Raw genomic sequence first — 19,140 nt, 5'->3', positions numbered from 1 at the left:
ATGGATCCGTCCCGCGGTTTTCGCCGGATCCTTGATCCGGTGCCGGAAATCGCGGGGTGTTCAAGTCTCGGATGCATCGGCATCGTCGAGCCTCGATATCACTGGATCTTGGCGTAGCTCTCGGCAAAGCCCGTAAGCGGCAACTGCACGCTGACATCGTTGCGCTGCAGGTTCTGGAAGGTCGTCTTGAGCTGCTTGCCCGTCTTCATCCGGGCCAGCAGCCCGGCATCGAGCGGCGTGCCAACATAGCAGCCCGCGCCGTCGCAGGTCTGCAGGGGATAGCCCACCGGCTGGCCGTCATCGACCTGCAGCTTGAGGCCGGCTGGCAGATAAAGCCCGAGCGGCAGGCGCACCAGCACCACGGGAGCGCGGGTGTCGCTGGGAACGCGTACCGAGAAGCCGACCACGAGTTGGCCGGTATTGTTCATCACCGCATTCTCCTCGACCACGCAGTCGAGTGGCCCCTGCCGAGCGTCCGCGGTGCAGCGCGTCACCCAGCCGGGTGCCGCGGGAGCCGGTGCCGCGGAAGGCGCCGCAGCTGCCGCCTTGGGCGCCTCGGGGGCGGCAGGCTTCTTGGCCTGCGCCTGTGCGCTGCCCGCCAAGAGGCAGGCCAGCCCCGCAGCCACCGTCATTTCAACCACACGATGCATCGTCGCCTATCCGTCCTTCGATCTTACCAGCTGTAGCGAAGCCCGCCCGACCCGGTAAGATCGTGCGAGGATTTGGAGAAATTGCCGCTGAACTTGCCGTAAACCGACAGGCCCGAGGCCGAGACCAGGTTCACGCCCGCTTCCACCAGGGCTGAATCCCGCGGCGCCGAAGCGCCGTAGACCACGAAATTATAGCCGGGCGCTGCGGTGAAGCCAGCCTCGACCGAACGCCGGTTCGCGAACTCATGCACCCATGAGGCGCGCAGGAAGGGTTCGAGATAGGTCGTCTCGCCGAAATAGAAGCGGGTATCGATCTGCGCGCCCAGGAAGGATGGGAACGAGTTGATGGTCCGCCCGGCATAATTGAGGGCGAGCCCGCCATTGGTGCCCTGGGCGTGCTCGGTCGAGCCGTCCAGATGCAGGGAAGAGAACTGCAGCGCCGCGAACGGCGTGACGTTCACGCCGGAGAAATTGGCCTTGTAGCCTCCCTCCAGACGCCCGCTGATGGCGCGGCCATCGAAGCTGTTACCGAGCGCGTCATAGGCGCCCGCCACCGGATTGACCGGGGCATCCGTGCCCTGGATCATAGCGTAGCGCTGGATGGTGGCGTGCATCACATCGAAGCCGAGCAAGCCGTTGGCGTAGAAATTGCCGTATTTGGCCGCCCCGTACAGCGCGAAATGGCCGGCATCCACCTTGCCGGTGGTGGCGCGCTGCTCCACCCCGAAGCTCGAATGGCCTCCGCCGACCGACAGGCCGATCAGATAGTTGGGATCGAGCTGGTAATCGATGCCCGCCGCGAGGCCCTGGTTGTGGGTCTTCAGATTGCCCGAGCCAACGACGGTGTTGCCGTCGAAGGAGGAACTGCCGCCATAACCGGTGACCCAGGCACGCCACAGGCGGGTGTCGCAGAAGGAAGCGCCCTTTTCGGTCTTCCCACCGACATCGGCGCTGCAGCCGCCGACGGTCTTGCCGGTAAGATCGACCGCATTGGCGTTGCGCCAGAAATCGGCCTGCTGCATCACCGAGCGCATGAAGGCCCCACTGTCGGAGAACAGCGTCTGCTGCACGCCGGCCGTGCCTTCGCCGTCGATGGAGTCGTAGGTCTTCTGCAGGGAGGCCAGGTCCGGCTGGAAGAAGATGGCAGCCGCCAGCGGCACGAATTTGGGCGAGGTCTGGTCGGTCTGGATCGCATTGATCGCATTGCCGACGGAATGCCCGTTCCTCGTCAGGCCATCTGCCGAGAAGTCGATCTTGGTGCGCAGGATCGCATCATAATCGGTGAAGATCAGGCTGTACTTCGCCACCGCCGTGGGGATGGCGTCGATGGTCATGCCGTTGTCGCTGACACCCTTTTCGGTATGCACGATGACATGGTCGCTGGTGCCCGGCGTCGCCTTGCCGGGATTGAGGAGGTTGATCGAGACCTTGCCGGCGAGATCGGCCGCACCCGAGACGTTCACCAGATCGGTGAAGCCGGGATTGCTCAGATCCGGCACGGCCGCCACCAGCGTTGTCGCCGACGACGACGTCGTGCTCCAATTGGCGTTCCGGTCGAGATCGAAGTCCAGCATATAGGTGCCGTCGGCCTTTTGGGAGAAATAGCCGGTCTCGTTGGTGGTGAAGACCCGGTTGATGCCGCCGATGGCCATGAAGCCCGAATTGCTGAACAGATGCGCCGCGGTATCGCCGAGCTGGATGGTGTCGCCGGTGACGAACCAGGCGCCGTTCTTGTTGTCGAAGCTGTTGAGGCCGGCGCCGAGCTTGACGGAGCCGGTGACCAGGTTGGTGTTGGTCACCGCCTCGTTGCCGGCCGTGCCATAGATGGCGAGGCCATCGATCCAGCCGGTCCCGATCAGCTTCTTGTCCTTGTCGAGGGCGAGACCGACGGTCTTGCCGAGGTCGGCGATCAGGCCGGCATTGCTCAGCGTGTTGGTCGCGCCGTCGAGGAAGCCGACGCCGGCGCCCATGCCGGTGCCGCCGATGATGGTGCTGTCGGCATTGACGGTGATGGCGATGTTGCCATTGGTCTTGCCCGCACTTTGGGCCAGGATGGCGAAGGAGCCGGAGCCTGCCGTCGTGATGTCCCCGGTCTCGTTGATGGTGACATCGCCCGCCTTGCCGTCGCCGCCAGCGGAGCCGGCAAAGCCGATGCCGACGCTCTTGCCGTCGAGCAGATTGGTCACCACGCCCTGCGCGGTTTCCGGCAAGGCATCGATGAAGGGCTTGGGCACCGTGAGGCCGCCCAGCGAATTGACCACGCCGCCGCCACCGCCGATCGACTGGGCGAAGATGCCGTGTGCATTGGTGCCATTGGTCGCGATCAGTTCGGCCGTGTTGGTGACGGTTACGGCACCACCATTCCCGCCGCCGCCGGCATCCGCGCCCCAGGCGCCGAGGCCGGTCGCCGCGGCAGCATAGCCGCCGCCACCGCCGACCGACTGGGCGAAGATGGCCGTGGAATTCTGGCCGAAGGTCAGCAGCGAACCGGCATTGGTGACCTTGACCGTGCCGCCATCGCTGCCGGCCGCCGCGCCGCGCTCGAAGGAGACGAGGCCGTAGGTTTCGCCGGACGAACCGCCGCCACCGCCGACTGATTGGGCCATGATGGCATTGGACTGGTCACCGGTGGTGATGATGCTGACGGTGATCGGCTTGACACTGGGGTCATTGGAAAGCTTGACCTGCTTGCCGCCCGCGGCATTGCTGACGGTCACGTCGCCGCCCTTGCCGCCGGCGCCTGACTTGCCGCCGATCGCTACCGCACCGAGGCCGCCGCCGCCGATGCCGCCGCCGCCACCGACCGACTGGGCGAACAGGCCGTTGGAGAAGTCTCCCTTGGTCTGCACGAAGCCGGCATTGGCGATGCCGACGCTGCCACCATCGCCCGAGGCGCCACCGCTGCCGCCGACCTGCACGAGATTGACGCTGCCGACGAGGCTGCCGATGCCCTGCTTGTCATAGAGGAAGCCGCCACCGGTGCCACCGCCGCCACCAACCGATTGGGCGGTGACGCCATTGGACTCACGGCCCTCCGTGAAGATCTCGCCGGCATTGGCGACCGCAACCGTGCCGCCATTGCCCGCAGCGCCGCCGGCACCGCCGATGGCGAGAGCGCTGAGGGAGCCGCCACCGCCCGTGCCACCGCCGCCACCGACCGACTGGGCAGTGATGCCAGTGGAGAACAGGCCCTTGGTGCCGAGATAGGCGTAATTGTTGACCGTGACGGCACCGCCATTGCCGGCCGCCCCACCATCGCCGCCGATATCGATCAGGCCGGAGCCCGCGCCGCCCTGGCCGCCGCCGCCGCCGATCGACTGGGCGAAGATGGCGCCGGAGGAGATGATGCCGTTGGCCTGGATGGCGCCGACACTGACGTCACCCGACTTGCCGTTGGTCACCGTGACGATGCCGCCATCACCGGCCGAGCCACTGTCGACGCCGAGGAGATTGGCGAGCGCACCGCCGCCGAGGCCGATCGTGCCGGTCAGGCCCGCGACGGCATTGCCGCTGTTGCCGCCACCACCACCAACCGACTGGGCGAAGATGCCCCAGGAATAGATACCCTGGGTCAGGATCTGCCCCTGATTGTCGATCGAGACCGTATTGCCATTGCCGGCCGAGCCGCCATAGCCGCCGACGGCGACCACGTAGTTCTTGGCGATGCCGACGGCACCGAAGGGCATGGCCGCGAGCGTGGCGTAATTGTAGGGACTAGGCACCACGTCCTGCAGGCCGATGATGGCGCTGCCGCCCTGGCCGCCGCCGCCGCCGATCGATTGGGCGAAGATACCGCTGGAGGCATCGCCCTTGGTGACGATCACGCCGTCATTGCCGACGGTGACCGTGCCGGCATCGTTGCCGGTGCCGCCGAAGCCGCCCACCGTCGCCTGGAAGGAGAAGTTGTTCTTGGTCTCCTCTGGCGCCGTGCAGACGACCGGCAGGGTGCAGGCCTTGGTCAGGAGCAGGGCCAGAGAATTGGCCTGGCCGCCATTACCGCCACCGCCGCCGATCGACTGGGCCTGGATGCCATGTGAGCCATTGCCATCCGTCTGGATCGAGCCGGATTGGTCGACGGCGACATTGCCGGCGGTATTGCCGTCGCCGCCGAGGCCGCCCACGGAGAAGCTGACATTGATCGTGCGGCCCTGGCTGGCGCCGCCGACGCCGAGCACCCCCGAGAGGCTCGAGCCGCCATTACCGCCGCCGCCACCGATCGACTGGGCGAGGATGCCTTGCGCCGCATCGCCCTGCGTCTGCAGATTGCCGTTGCTGGTGACCTTGACATCGCTGCCGGTACCGCCGCTGCCGCCCTTGCCGCCGACGGCCGCCCCGAAGTTCAGATTGGTGTTTTCGCCGCCGACGCCGAACACGGCCGAGCCCGCAAGCCCGCCATTGCCGCCACCGCCGCCGATCGACTGGGCGAGAATCGCCTGCGAGCCGATGCCCTTAGTGCCCATATCGCCGACATTGCCGATGGTGACGAGGCCAGCACCGGTGCCGGCACCACCAAAGCCGCCCAGCGAGGCGCTGATATTCTTGGAGCTCGTGCCGCCGAAGGCGCCGGTGATCGACATGCCGCCATTGCCGCCGCCGCCGCCGATCGACTGGCCGGCCAGGCCGATCGAATAATCGCCCGCCGTGGTGATCATACCGTTGCGCGTAACGCTGACATTGCCGCCCGTGCCAGCCGCGCCCCCGAAACCACCCACGCTCAGGGCAACGTCGACGGCATTCTGGCTGACGCCGACCGCACCGGCAAAGCTCATGCCGCCATTGCCGCCGCCACCGCCGATCGACTGGGCCAGCACGCCATAGGCATGGTCGCCGAGGGTGGTGATCAGGCCCTTGGAGTCGATGTTGACGGCACCGGCATTGCCGGCAGCGCCGCCAAAGCCGCCGAGCGAAGCGGAAACGCCGGCTTGCGTACTGCCGGAAGCGCCGCCAGTGATGGTCGCCGCGCCACTGAAGCCGCCATCGCCACCACCACCGCCGATCGATTGCGCCAGGACACCGTTGGAGCCGTCACCCTTGGTCAGGATATTGTCGACGCTGGTGACATTGACCGTGCCGGCATGGTTGCCGGTGCCGCCGAAGCCGCCGACGGAGAGGCCGAAGCCGGCAGTCGCGCCCTGGCTGAAGGTCAGCGACAGCGCACCGGAGAAGCCGCCCGAACCGCCGCCGCCGCCGATCGACTGGGCATAGATGGCATTGGAACCATCTCCATCCGTCTCGATGGTGGCGCTGTTGTCGGTCGGCAGGACCTTGCCGATGTTCGACTTGATGGTGACGTCGCCGCCGGTGCTGCCCGAACCGCCGCCGCCGCCGACGCTGACGGACGCGCTGCCGCCCGTGCCGGTGCTGACATTCAGGTTGCCGGCGACCGAAAAGCCGCCATTGCCGCCACCGCCACCGATCGACTGGGCTGCAAGGCCATGGGCGAGAGCCCCCTTGGTGTAGATCAGACCGGTGCTGTCAACCTCGGCCGACCCGGCCTTGGCGCCATCGCCACCGAAGCCGCCGACGGAAATCGCCAGGCTGACATTCTGTTGGCCGACGCCGATGGCGCCCGCCACGCTGGCACCGCCATTGCCGCCATTGCCGCCGATCGACTGGGCCAGGATGGCCGTCGAGCCAGCCCCGAGCGTTGCGATATTGCCGATATTGCTGGCCTTGGCGTTGCCGGCCGTGGCGCCGCCGCCGCCGAAACCACCCACCGAAACGCCCAGGGCAACGCCCTCGCCGATGGTCGCGCTGAGGCTGCCGGCAAAACCACCATTGCCGCCGCCGCCCCCGATCGATTGCGCCAGGAGGCCGAGCGACAGGTCACCCTTGGTCTGCATATTGCCGGTATGGCTGACATTGACGCTGCCAGCCTTGCCGCCATCGCCGCCGAAGCCGCCGATACTGGCATTCAGGCTGCCGCCCTGCCCGATCTGCAGCGAACCGGCAACCGAGAAGCCACCATTGCCGCCGCTACCACCGATCGACTGGCCGACCACGCCACTGGACAGGATGCCATCGGTCGAGACATCACCGTTGACGGTGACTTCGACCGCATCGGCCTTAGCGCCGTCGCCCCCCGAACCACCGACGCTGGCGCCCAAAGCGACGCCATTGCCGATATTGGCCGAGAGCGTGCCGGCAAAGCCGCCATTGCCGCCGCCGCCGCCGATCGATTGGGCCAGCACACCGGTCGACTGATCGCCTTCGGTCGCGACAGCGCCGGTCTGCAAGACCGTGACCTTGCCGGCCGTGCCGCCATTGCCACCGGCGCCGCCGACCGCAACCGCGATGCTCGCGCCGCCCTCGGGCGACACCGTGATGGCGCCCGCGGCGGCAAAGCCGCCATTACCGCCACCGCCCCCCAGCGATTGCGCCAGGATGCCGGTGGACGAGGTGCCGAAGGTTGCCACGATGCCCTTGTTGGTCACGCCGACATTGCCTGCCGTCGCGCCGCTGCCGGCAGAACCGCCGACCGCCACGGCCGCGCTGCCACCGCCTTCGGGCGCGAGGGCGATGCTGCCGGACACCGCAAAGCCGCCATTGCCGCCACCGCCACCGATCGATTGGGCCGCGATACCGGCAGAGAAATTGCCGAAGGTGACGATGTCGCCCGTGCTGCCGACGGTAACCGCACTGGCCGTGTTGCCGGAACCGCCCTTGCCGCCGACGGAGGCCGAGAGGGAAACGACGCCCGAACCGGACACGCCGATGCCGAAGCCGCCATTGCCGCCGCCGCCGCCGATCGACTGCGCTGTGATGCCAGCCGAGAGATCGCCGAGCGTGGTGATGTTGCTGGCCTGCTGCGTGCCGTTCTGGACGTTCACCGTGCCGGCCGTACCGCCATCGCCACCGCTGCCGCCGAGCGACAGGGACAGGGCGCCGGCGCCACCGAGAGCCAGCGAGCCGCTGAAGCCGCCATTGCCGCCGCCACCGCCGATGGACTGGGCCAGAATGCCGCCGCCATTGGCGGTGGTAGCCTTGTAGCTGCCGTCGGAAACGCTGCCCGTGCCGGCCCCGCTGACGATCTCGCCATTGCTGGTGACGTTGACCGCGGACGCGGTGCCGCCGCTGCCCCCGCTGCGGCCGACGGCGACCGACAGGCCGGCCGATCCGCCCAGGGTCGCAGCGATGCTGGAGCCGCCATTGCCGCCGCCACCGCCGATCGACTGGGCAAGCACACCGGCGGCATTGGTGCCGGTAACCTGGACCGCGCCCTGGTTGGTCAGGCTGACGCCGCCGCCATTGCCGCCATTGCCACCGGTGCCCCCCACGGCAACACCGATGGAAACGCTGGTCGACAGCGAGGCGGAACCCGAGAAACCACCATTGCCGCCGCCGCCGCCGATCGACTGGGCGACGAGGCCGTTGGAAGCCTCGCCCTTGGTGAGGATCGGGCCGGTGCTCTTTACCGTCACGAGGGAGGCATCGGCACCCGCGCCACCGCTACCGCCGATGGCAACGGAGGCAGCCCCGACGCCGCCGACATTGAAGGAACCGGAGAGCCCGAAACCGCCATTGCCACCACCACCGCCGATCGACTGCGCCAGCACGGCGTCGGAACGATCGCCCTCGGTCTGGATCGCGCCATTGCTGGTGACGGAAACCGTGCCGGCATTGTTGCCGGCGCCACCCTTGCCGCCCAGCGACACCGCCGCCGAACCGGAGACGCCGACCAGGGGAACGCTGCCGCTCAAGGTAGCCGCAAAGCCGCCATTACCGCCGCCACCGCCGATCGATTGCGCCAGGATGCCGGCCGAATTGTCGCCCTTGGCCAGGATGTTGTGGTTCTGGTCGACCAGGACGGAAGCGCCGCTGCCGCCGCTGCCACCGCCACCGCCGAGGGAAATTCCGGCGGAAACGCCGCCCGAAAGCGCGAGCGCGCCGGCAAAGCCGCCATTGCCACCGCCGCCGCCGATCGACTGCGCCAGGATGCCGGCCGAATTGTCACCGTCGGTCTCGAGCGTGGCCGTATTGCCCGTCGCGCCCGCCGGCTTATAGGCCTTGACCGTTACGGCGCCGCCATTGCCGCCACCGCCTGCCGTCCCGCCGAGGCCGACATTGACATTGCCGGCAACCGAGAGCTGGCCAGCCACCGTGGAGCCGCCATTGCCGCCGCCGCCGCCCACCGACTGGGCCAGGATGGCCGCCGAATTGTCCTCCTTGGTCAGGAGGTTGCCGGTCGAGGTCACCGATACGGTATCGCCATGCCCCGCTTGCGCACCGCTGCCGCCGAGGCTCACCGACGCACCGACCCCGCTGATCCCCGCGCCGACGGCCAGGCCGCCATTGCCGCCACCGCCGCCGATCGACTGGGCCAGGATGGCGGAAGAGTTCTTGCCGCCGGTCGCGATGTCACCGTTGCTGTCGACGGTGACGCTCTTGCCCGATCCGCCCTTCTCGCCGCTGCCGCCGAGACCGACATTGGCACTGGCAAGGCCGAGGCCGGCCGCAACCGTCACGCCGCCATTGCCGCCGCCACCGCCCACCGACTGGGCCAGGATGCCACTGGCATTGTCGCCTGCCGTCGTAATCACGGAGAGGTTGGAGACATTGACCGTGCCGGCATCGCCGCCCTTGCCGCCACCGCCGCCGAGCGCGATCGAAGCCTGGACGAGCCCTGCGGAACCAGCCACCGCCAGGCCGCCATTGCCGCCACCGCCACCCACCGATTGGGCGAAGATGCCGGTCGAGCCACTGCCATGCGTCTGGATGCTGCCCTTGGTGTCGACCTGGACATTGCCGGCGCCACCGCCGTCGCCGCCGCTGCCGCCCAACGCGACGCTGGCGCTGATCAGCCCGCCATTGGCGCTGATGCCGAAGCCGCCATTGCCGCCGCCGCCGCCCACCGACTGGGCAAAGATACCGGCCGAGCGGTCACCCCAGGTGATGATCGAGGCGCTGCTGGCCTGAGAGGGATCGGCATTGTCACGAAGGACGCTGACATTCGCGCCCGTACCGCCGACACCGCCCTTGCCACCCAAAGCCACCGTGATGCCGGTACCGACGGCCAGGGCATTGCCGCCATTGCCGCCGCCACCACCGACGGACTGGGCAAAAATGGCGGCCGAATCGGTGACAAGGCTCGAATTGTTCTTGGCATTCACGCCCGTTTCGATGAGGCCGGCGCTGGTGACCGTGACGGTACCGCCATTGCCGCCCGAGCCACCCTGGCCGCCCACGGTGAAGAGGCCGCCTGAGGAGCCGCCATTGCCGCCGCCACCGCCGACCGATTGCGCGAAAATGCCCTGCGAGAAGGACTGGTAGGTCGTGATCGACCCGCCGGCCGCATTGGTGACGTTGACCGATCCGGCATTGCTGGTGGTCGAGCCCTTGCCGCCGATCGCCACGAGACCGCCGGAGGAACCGCCGTCACCGCCGCCGCCGCCGATCGACTGAGCGAAGATGCCGGTGGAATTGAAGCCCTTGGTGGTGATGCTGCCGCCATTGACCGCGGTGACATTGCCGCCGGCTCCGCCGGCTGCGCCGTCAGCCCCGAGCACGACGAGGCCGCCGCCGCCGGAGCCCGAACCGCCGCCGCCGCCGATCGATTGGGCGAGGATGCCGAAAGAGTGGGTGCCGCTGGTGGTGACATCACCGAAATTGCGCGCATCGACGGTGCCGGCGTCGCCTCCCGTGCCACCCTGGCCACCAATGGCGCCGAGACCACCGGCACTGCCGCTGCTGCCGCCGCTGCCGCCGATGGATTGGGCGAGCAAGCCATGGGAATTGGCACCGTGGGTGACGATGGTCAGGCCTTCCAGCGCCGTGACCGAGGCCGAGCCGCCGCGACCCGCGCCCGATGCATCGCCGCTGGAGGCGACGATGCCGCCGGCGCTGCCGCCCGCACCGCCCCTGCCACCCTGGCTGATAGCCCCCAGACCGCCCGAATTATCGCCATAGGTGGTGATCGTGCCTTCGCCCGCGGTCACGCTCGCCGCGCCCGCGGCGCCGCCCTTGCCGCCCTCGCCGCCGCTGCCGACCACCGTATAGGAGCCGCCGCCATGGCCGCCGCTACCACCGATGGACTGCGCCATCACGCCATAGCCATTGGTGACGGTGATATTGCCTTTGCTGGTCACGGTGGCGCTGCCACCGGCGCCACCGCTGCCGCCGCGCGCGCCGCCGCCACCGAGATAATAGTCACCGCCATCGCCACCGTCGCCGCCCCGGCTGATGGCGATCACCCCAGGCTGTCCCGAGGTCGTCAGCGTCTGGCCCGTGCCGGCATAGTTGAGATTGAGACCGCCGCCCGTGAGGCTGCCGCCACCGGCGCCCGGCTTGATGGTCATCGTGCCGGCATCGCCATTGGTGCCGAGCGAGATGGTGATGGAACCATCGGCATCGTTGGGGGTGATGGCGGCGGGAATATCGACGGAGGTTGTATCGTAACCGCCACCGCTCTTGGGTGTCTGAGTCTGTTTCGTATAGACGTTGCCCGATCCAGCCTTCGGCGTCAGCGTGATGATGGAACCGTCGCTGTAATTGATGACGGCGACGCCCGTGGTCTGGTTGAAACTCTGGCCGGTGACGGTCGGCGCACTGCCGCCGCCCGAACCGCCGCCGCCACCCGATGCCGGCGGCACGAACAGCGCGCCGTCATGGCCGTTGCCGCCATCCCCGCCATTCTGCTGCAGGCGGACCTGCCCGTTCACGGGCCCGCTCAAGGTGTTGACGTTGAGGGTGGTCGGGCCCGCATTCACCTGCACACCCCCGGATAGGTCTCCGGTACAGGTCTGCGTCGAACCACTGGTGGAGCAAGCCGCGAGAGCGGGCGTCGCCGCGCCGATGGCCGCCAGAGAGACGCCTAGCAGGCTGGACTTGAGTGCCCATATCCATCTCGGCGACGCCCCGTGCAAGATCTTTCCCTGCTCGGCAACGCAACTCAGGTCACGACGATGACGCGTCATTCGAAATCCCCACCCACTCAGACATCGGCGGGGATCTACGGCATGCTGATACCGCCTGGCCGCGACGCAGGACGTCGATGCCGGCCGGTGATTCCAACAAGTTGAGATAACGAACCCCGCCGCGGGGATACTGCCTCCGCCCCCTCACCAGACCCGGCACATCTTACCCCCCGGTAAGGCCGAATCGGCTTAGGCGCGGATTTTTGGTCCCCGCGGACAAAAACTAACCCAACAATCTTTTCCATTCTATACGGCGAATGTCGTATTTTTAGGTTTTTACTTCACATTTCACGCTCAAGTCACGACTATATAAAATTAATCTCTACAATGTATAGATATATACTTACACAGATGGAGGGCCTCTATAAAGTTTTAATATTTAAATTACCTATACATAAATTGAAACAGATTAAAAATAATATGCGAGCAATATGAAACATAAACTAAAGTTAAAACATATCATTTACTTTGTTTTTTAATTCAAACTGATCAAAAAGCCGATAATGCCGCAAGTATCTGACGCTCATCTCGGCAAACGCCCTGAGGGGTATTTTATTACTCCGCGCGACGCTGCACCGGAGGCGGCATTCACCCGATCTCAGGCGAGCGTCCTGACCCAATAGGCGACCGCCGGATCCTCGGGCCAGGTCGATGCAAGCGCCTGGAACAAACCTCTGGCCTCTGCCGGTTCGGAGGCCATCCGGTCATAGGCAGCCATATAGGCCTGACGTCGCTCGGATGTCGCGTCATCGGGCCAAGGGCTGAAGATCGCCGTCTGCGCCGCGCGGCCGCGTAGCACGACATTGCCGAGAGGCCGCAGCCGCTCCGGCTCGCCGATGGCCGCCGCCGCACGTGCGCCGAGGCAGACCGTGGTGCCGAACTGCTTGTTGAGGGCTTCCAGCCGCGCCGCCGAGTTCACCGCATCGCCATGGGCGGTGTAATCGAGATGGCCGAGACCACCGACATCGCCCACGATCACCGGCCCGGTATCGAGCCCGATACGGGTGCGCCCGAAGCCGAGGCGCTTGGCATCCTCGCGCTGGCGGAATTCGGTGGTGAAGCGGCCGATCTCGATGGCGCAGTCGAGCGCCGCCCTGGCATGCCCTTCCACATTGAGCGGCGCGTTGAACAGCCCGTGCACGGCATCGCCGACGATCTTGTCGACCATGCCGCCATGGCGGATGACGATGGCACAGACCCCATCAAAATAGGCATCGAGGGCGCCCACCAACGTACGCGGCTCGGCGTTCTCGGACATGGTGGTGAAGCCTTCAATGTCCGAAAACAGGGCCGTGACCTCGCGCAGTTCACCCTCGATCTTCAACTCTTCCGGGGCCGCGGTAAGCCGGCGAACGATCTCGGGCGAGAGGTAGCGCCCGAACTTGCGCTCGATCGCCCCGCGCAGCTTGCGGGTATGGGCGAACATCACCACCAGGGCCGAATTGGCGGCGGCGATCGCCGGGATCAGCGGGCCGGCCGGATCGATCAACAGGCGCGTGCTGGCAAACAGGCCGGCACTGAAGCCGATCCAGCCCAGCATCAGCACCGCCAGCACCGAGCTTGCGGCCAAGGGGCCGAGCCACAACGCAGCCGCCAGGGCCACGAGGCCGATGGCGGAGGCGGCGAGCGGCTCGATCAGCCGCGGATTGTGGATGCGCTGCGGGATATCGCCCGACCGCAGGCCCTCGATCGCCTCGGCCTGGACCTGCACGGTCGGTGTCAAGGGACCCACCGCAGTGGGAAGAAGTGCGCCCGCCTCCGGAGCGCTGGCACCGATCAGCACGACGCGCCCGGCAAAGCGTTGGGCCGGCACCTTGTCATCAAGCACATCGGCAGCCGAAACGGTCCGCGCGCGCCAATTCGAGGGAGCGGTGAGATGAAGCCGCACGGCAGCCCCCTCACGCAACGGAATGTGCGTGTCTCCCACCGATGCGGAAGTGCCGTCGGGATCGAGCAGGAAAGCGGATGCGTGCTGCGCGCTCCGGAAGACCTCCATGGCAAAACCCGCATAGATCTCGCTACCACCCCGCACGAATACCGGCACATGGCGCACTTTCGTGCCGGTCACAGGCGCGAGGGACAAGGCGCCGATCGCGACGGCTCCATCCACGAGCGCGGTGGATGGCGCAACGACGCCGGCGGCCTTCTGCGACAGGTCCTGCTGCGGCGCCGGAATGATCGGAGGCGGAAAAGGCAGGGCATCCTTGCCGGCCTCGTCAGGCAGCAGGCCAAGCACGACATCTGAACGGGCGATCGCTTCGGCGAGCTGCTTGTTCTCATCGGGCAGGCTGTCGGCCACCGTCGCCAGTTCCGTCCGGCCGGTCGATTTGGCGTAGACCCTCAGCATCGGCCCCGGCGAACGCCGGTCCGGGCCATCCAGCAGGATATCGACGCCGATGACCTGCGCTTGGGCGTCCTGCAATTTGGTGACCAGATCCGTCAGCCCCCCTCCTCGCCGCCAGGGCCAGGCTCCTTTGGCGGCGAGGCTGGGCCTGTCGATGTCAACAACCACGACGCCGTCCGGCAGGCGCTTGGGCGGGATCACGCTCTCGATGAAGTCGAAGGCTTCTTCGCGCAGGGAGTTGGCGGCCCCGCCGGGATTGTAGACAAGAAAGCAGAGGCCGAGGATGAAGGCCGCCAGGCCTGTGGCAATCGCAGGCTTGAAGGCCGGATCAGCCACGCGCACCATCCAGGCCGGCGCCGCCATGCGCCTCCCCGGGCGCCGTCTCGGCCTGAGCCAGTTGGGTGAGCGCGGCGACGTGGCAATGCACGATGGCACCGCGCCGCTCGATCGCACCGCGCTCCTCGAAGGCTGCGAGCAGCCGGTTGACCTTGGGACGGCTGGCGCCGACGAAGCTGGCGATGGCACTTTGCGAGATCGTCAAAGGTGCGCTGCGGGCACCATCGGCGCGGGTGCGCCCGTACCGCTTGACATGCCAGAGCAGGAAGCGCGCCAGGCGGGCCTCGAGCGGATAGAGCGCGATCGATTCGAGCTGGTCGGTGGTGTCGCGCAGCCGGGCGCACAGCACCTGCAAAATCGGCATCTGCAGCGCCGGACGCGTGGCCAGCAGCCGCACGAAAGAAGCCTGCGCAATGAAGCCTGCCACCACCGGTCCGACCGCGGTGGCGTCAGCCGTGCGCCGGCCGCTGTCCAGCACCGCGATCTCGCCGATCACGTCGCCGGGAGCCGCTTCGCGCAGGATCAGCTCGCGTCCCTCGACCGAAACGATGGAAAGCCGGATGGTGCCCTGCAGCACGATCAGCATGCCCTCGCCCGGCGCCCCCCGCGAGAAGATCGATTCGCCGTCGCGAAAACGCTGTTCGACGGCGAGATTTGCGACCGCGTCGATGTCCTCCGGGCTGGCGCCGGCAAACAGGTCAAGGCGGGAAATAGCGTTACGGAGCGGGACGGACATTGACGCAACTATTCCGATCTGGGGCATAAATATGGCGGGTATAATGGCGATGTCGAGCCCGCTCGGCAAATCTGGTTGCGTGGCGTTCTCATAATACCGCCACGACTTCCATAATATCAGCTGGACTTCAACCGTAATGTCCTGATGACAGGCTCGGCAATCTTTGTCACTTTGCCGGCATGTCCGCTTCCGCCACCGCCTCCTCTTCCCTGTCGCGCCTGCTCCTGCGGGCGGGAGGCCGGCTGGCGGACATCATCCTGCCGCCGCGCTGCCTGAGCTGCCGGGAGACCACCGCCAGCCACGCCAATCTGTGCGTGGCCTGCTGGCAGCAATTGTCCCTGATCGAACGTCCCTATTGCGAGAGACTCGGCATTCCCTTCGTCTATGATCACGGCGAGGGCATGGTTTCGGCTCAGGCGATCGCCGACCCGCCCGCCTATGGCCGGGCCAGGGCCGCGGCCCGCTATGATGGCGCCGCCATCGAGCTGGTGCACCGGCTCAAATATGGCGACCGCGTCGAGATCGCGCCTTTCATGGGCCGGCTGATGGTCCAGGCCGGGCAGGATGTGCTCGCCGGCGCCGACATGCTGGTGCCGATACCGCTGCATCGCCTGCGCCTGTGGCGCCGGCGCTTCAACCAGGCCGCCCTGCTGGCGCGCGAGATCAGCACCCGCAGCAGCGTGGCCTATGAGCCCCTGCTGCTCGGCCGTTCCAGGCGCACGGCCCATCAGGTCGGCCTCAGCCGCAAGGAACGGGCCCGCAACGTGCAGGGTGCCTTTACGGTCTCGCCGGGCGCCCGGCCGGCGATAAAGGGCAAGCGCATCGTGCTGATCGACGATGTGCTCACCTCGGGCGCCACGGGCGAGGCGGCGGCGCGCACCTTGCTGCGGGCCGGCGCTGCCACTGTCGACATGCTGGTGTTCGCCCGGGTGGCGACGCCGATCGAGTAACCGAACGGGACTACCTGTCTTGAATCCGATACCGCAATCGCCCCCTCTCGCCTGGCCCGACAGCCGCGAGACCCTGCAGAGTTCCCTGCTCGAAGCCGGCCTCGCTCCAGCGAGTATCGCCCGGCTCGCAGAACAGGCCCGGCCGGCGCTGGTGCTGGAGACCACGCCTTGCGACGAAAGCCGGATTCCGCTCGGCGCCAGCAAGATCGGCGGTCTGCCCGACCTGCCTGACGGTATGGCCTGGCCAGAACGCCCGCCCTATGGCGATGCTGTCGAACGTGCCCAGATCCATCTCACCGAGGCCGATCGTCTGGCCAGCGAGGCCACGCGGCCGGGCTCGTCGCTGACGGCCGAGCACGCCCGCGAGGCCAGTCGCGAGCAGAGCGATCTTGCAGCGGCGGTCACATCGGCCTTTCCCCTGGCTTTCATCGCCCAGCTCGATCTGGCTTCCCTGTCGCTGACCCCTGGTTTTCCCGCGGCACTGCCACATCATGGTCGCCTGCTGCTGTTCTGCGACTATTGGGCGAAGCCGAAATCCTATGACCCCCATGCCGCGGCCGGGCTGCGCCTGATCTGGGACAAGACACCGCTCGAGCGTCTGGAGCGCAAGGCCGAACCCGCCGCCCTGGCGGCTCTGGCGCAGGAGCGATGGAGCGGCCGCTTCAAGCCGGCCGCCGTGGCGGCGCGCCCGGTCGTCACCGCCATCCCGCCGAGCGACAAGGGTTTCGACGCCTTCCCACATGGCGAGGAGGCTTCGACTTTCTGGGACGAGGACAGCGAGGAGATCCGCTACGAGATCTGGCTCGGCCGCTATGGCATGCCTGATAGCAGGGAGGGCGCCAATCACCAGCTCGGCGGCTGGCCGCGCCCCCTGCAGAACGGCATGCAGGCCCAAGCCCAACTGGCCTCGCACGGTATTTTCTGCGGCACGGGCGAAGCCTTTGCCAGCGCCGAGGCTCGCAGGCTGCTGCGCGCGGCGGATCGCTGGCGCCTGCTGCTGCAGATCGGCCGGGACGATGCCCTCGGCCTGCTGCCCTCAGGCGCGCTCTACATCCTCATGCGCGAGCACGACATGCGCATACGCGCCTTCGACCGGGCCTGGATGGTGTTCCAGAAGCAATAAGCAGGAACACAGCCATGCAGGCCGCCGCGCCCCTGCTTGTCGGCCTGCCGCAACTGCTTATAATGCCGATTGATTTTGGCTCCGTGCCTTCCCATCTGTGGGCGAGGTTGTTTGTGGATGGAATGAAGGCAATGCCGCCCGTCGTCGTGTATTCGAAATCCTGGTGTCCCTATTGCAAGGCGGCCAAGGCCCTGCTCACCCGCAGGGGCATTCCCTTCGAGGAGATCGACGTTGACGGCAAGCCTGAACTGCAGGAAGCCATGAGCCTGCGCGCCAATGGGCGCCGTACCGTGCCCCAGATCTTCATCGGGGAGACCCATGTCGGCGGCAGCGACGATCTTCATGATCTCGAAGCAGCCGGTGGCCTCGACAAACTTATCGCCGCCTGAGAGCACCAGAGCAAAGCGCGTTCACGACTGAACGCTTGTTTGCTCTAACTCTTTGTTTCGACGCATCTTTGCGATTCTTGGTGATTCCGCCAAATCGCAAAACACTATGGGGAGACGGATCCATGCGTTTCAAAGCCGCCGTTCTGCAGATGCGCTCGGGCTTGGTGCCATCGGACAATGTCGCAACCGTCGCCGCCGCCGCCCGCGAGGCCAAGGCCGCCGGAGCCGAATATCTGCAGACACCCGAGATGACCACCGTGGTCAACCGCGACCGGGCGGCCATGATGGCCGCCATCGGCGACGAGCAGAGCAATCCCGAGCTCGACGCCTTTCGTGCGATCGCGCGCGATAACGGCCTGCATCTCCATATCGGCTCCATGGCCGTGCGTGTCGGCGACAAGGCTGCCAACCGCGCCTTCGTCATCGATCCCAAGGGCGAAGTGCTCGCCTCCTACGACAAGATCCATCTGTTCGACGTCGATCTTGCCGGCGGCGAATCCTGGCGTGAATCCAATGCCTATGTCGGCGGCGATCATGCGGTTACGGTCGACCTGCCCTTCGCGCGGCTGGGCCTGGGCATCTGCTACGACGTACGCTTTCCCCAGCTCTTCCGCGCCTATGGCGATGCCAGCGCCGACGTGATCAGCGCACCGGCCTGCTTCACCAAGCAGACGGGCGAAGCCCATTGGCATGTGCTGCAGCGCGCCCGCGCCATCGAAAACGGCGCCTGGATGATCTCCGCCGCCCAGGTCGGCCATCATGACGACGGCCGCGACACCTATGGCCATTCCGTCATCATCGATCCCTGGGGACGCGTGGTCGCCGATGCCGGCGACACGCTCGGGCTTGTTTATGGCGAGATCGACGTGCACGCCGTGGCGGCGACGCGCGGCAAGATCCCCAATCTCAAGAATGCGCGCTCCTTCACGGTGAAGACGGAACCGGCGCTGAGGGCTGCAGAGTGATTCGTTTTTCGCTCGTCTGCGACCAGGGTCACGAGTTCGAAAGCTGGTTTCGCGACAGTGCCGCCTATGACGACCAGGCCGAGCACGGACTGCTGAGCTGTGCCCATTGCGCCTCCACCAAGGTCGGCAAGGCCATTATGGCACCGCAGGTGGCCCGCAAGGACCGCGAAAGCGGGAACCCCGACACCAAAATTCGCGAAAACCTGCCGGCCTTGCCACAGCCGGTGGCTCTGACCTCTCCGGAGGAACAGGCTTTGCGTGCCAAGGTGCGCGAATTGCATGCCATGCTGACGGCGAAATCCGACTATGTCGGCGACAAGTTCGCCGCCGAAGCGCGCAAGATGCATGACGGCGAGAGCGAGCATCGCACCATCCATGGCGAGGCGACCGGCGAGGATGTCCGCAGCCTGCTCGAGGATGGCATCGACATCCTGCCTCTGCCCATGCTGCCGGACGATCGAAACTAGACGCGGATCGCAGCACCGGACCGCTCCCAATCAAGCACGGCAAGCCTTCTCCACGCAGTGGGGAAGGTGTCATTTCGAAGAAATGACGGATGGGGTGTGCGGGTAGTGCGCTCTGCCAACCAACAACGGCACAACCGTCCTGCCATCCACGTCCGCTCGGCACATTGCCCTCCACACCCCATCCGACCCGACTTCGTCGGGCCACCTTCCCCACTGCGTGGAGAAGGCAGGTCGCGCCTCAATCATCGTGGGTCCGGCGTTCCTTGG

General features: G+C 66.8%; 9 protein-coding genes. 5 read left to right on the top strand and 4 right to left on the bottom strand.

The window, feature by feature from the left end; genetic code table 11:
- Positions 1 to 98: 98 nt before the first annotated feature.
- From ACN6KF_RS24180 to ACN6KF_RS24165, 4 genes are all read right to left on the bottom strand, one after another.
- Entirely contained in the window at positions 99 to 650 is a 552-nt protein-coding gene (locus ACN6KF_RS24180) for an invasion associated locus B family protein (protein ID WP_434959298.1), read from the bottom strand.
- Positions 651 to 673: 23 nt separating this feature from the next.
- Complete coding sequence (locus tag ACN6KF_RS24175; RefSeq protein WP_434959297.1) at positions 674 to 11,356, bottom strand: hypothetical protein; 10,683 nt, start codon at positions 11,354 to 11,356, stop codon at positions 674 to 676.
- Positions 11,357 to 12,161: 805 nt separating this feature from the next.
- On the bottom strand, positions 12,162 to 14,270 hold the full coding sequence (locus ACN6KF_RS24170; RefSeq protein ID WP_434959296.1) for a CHASE2 domain-containing protein: 2,109 nt from the start codon (positions 14,268 to 14,270) through the stop codon (positions 12,162 to 12,164).
- Positions 14,236 to 14,979, bottom strand: coding sequence for a Crp/Fnr family transcriptional regulator (locus ACN6KF_RS24165; protein ID WP_434959295.1), 744 nt, complete (start codon positions 14,977 to 14,979; stop codon positions 14,236 to 14,238). The genes ACN6KF_RS24170 and ACN6KF_RS24165 overlap by 35 nt, the downstream gene beginning before the upstream one ends.
- Before the next feature lie 179 nt (positions 14,980 to 15,158).
- Between ACN6KF_RS24165 and ACN6KF_RS24160 the strand changes: the two genes are divergently transcribed.
- The 5 genes from ACN6KF_RS24160 (at position 15,159) to ACN6KF_RS24140 (ending at position 18,873) form a co-directional block, all read left to right on the top strand.
- On the top strand, positions 15,159 to 15,929 hold the full coding sequence (locus tag ACN6KF_RS24160; RefSeq protein ID WP_434959294.1) for a ComF family protein: 771 nt from the start codon (positions 15,159 to 15,161) through the stop codon (positions 15,927 to 15,929).
- 19 nt (positions 15,930 to 15,948) lie between these two features.
- Entirely contained in the window at positions 15,949 to 17,052 is a 1,104-nt protein-coding gene (locus ACN6KF_RS24155) for a DUF1963 domain-containing protein (RefSeq protein WP_434959293.1), read from the top strand.
- Positions 17,053 to 17,183: 131 nt separating this feature from the next.
- On the top strand, positions 17,184 to 17,441 hold the full coding sequence (gene grxC / locus ACN6KF_RS24150) for a glutaredoxin 3 (protein ID WP_434959292.1): 258 nt from the start codon (positions 17,184 to 17,186) through the stop codon (positions 17,439 to 17,441).
- A gap of 122 nt (positions 17,442 to 17,563) precedes the next feature.
- A complete protein-coding gene (locus ACN6KF_RS24145; RefSeq protein ID WP_322433494.1) occupies positions 17,564 to 18,406 on the top strand; it encodes a carbon-nitrogen hydrolase family protein in 843 nt (280 codons plus the stop codon).
- A complete protein-coding gene (locus tag ACN6KF_RS24140) occupies positions 18,403 to 18,873 on the top strand; it encodes a DUF1178 family protein (protein WP_434959291.1) in 471 nt (156 codons plus the stop codon). Before ACN6KF_RS24145 ends, ACN6KF_RS24140 begins: the two co-directional genes overlap by 4 nt.
- Positions 18,874 to 19,140: the final 267 nt, after the last annotated feature.

It is taken from the genome of Labrys methylaminiphilus subsp. lupini (genome assembly GCF_051161885.1).
In the GTDB taxonomy this organism is placed as follows: Bacteria; Pseudomonadota; Alphaproteobacteria; order Rhizobiales; family Labraceae; genus Labrys.
Note: the sequence above shows the minus strand (reverse complement) of the source record. Positions and strands in the feature narration are given on the sequence as shown.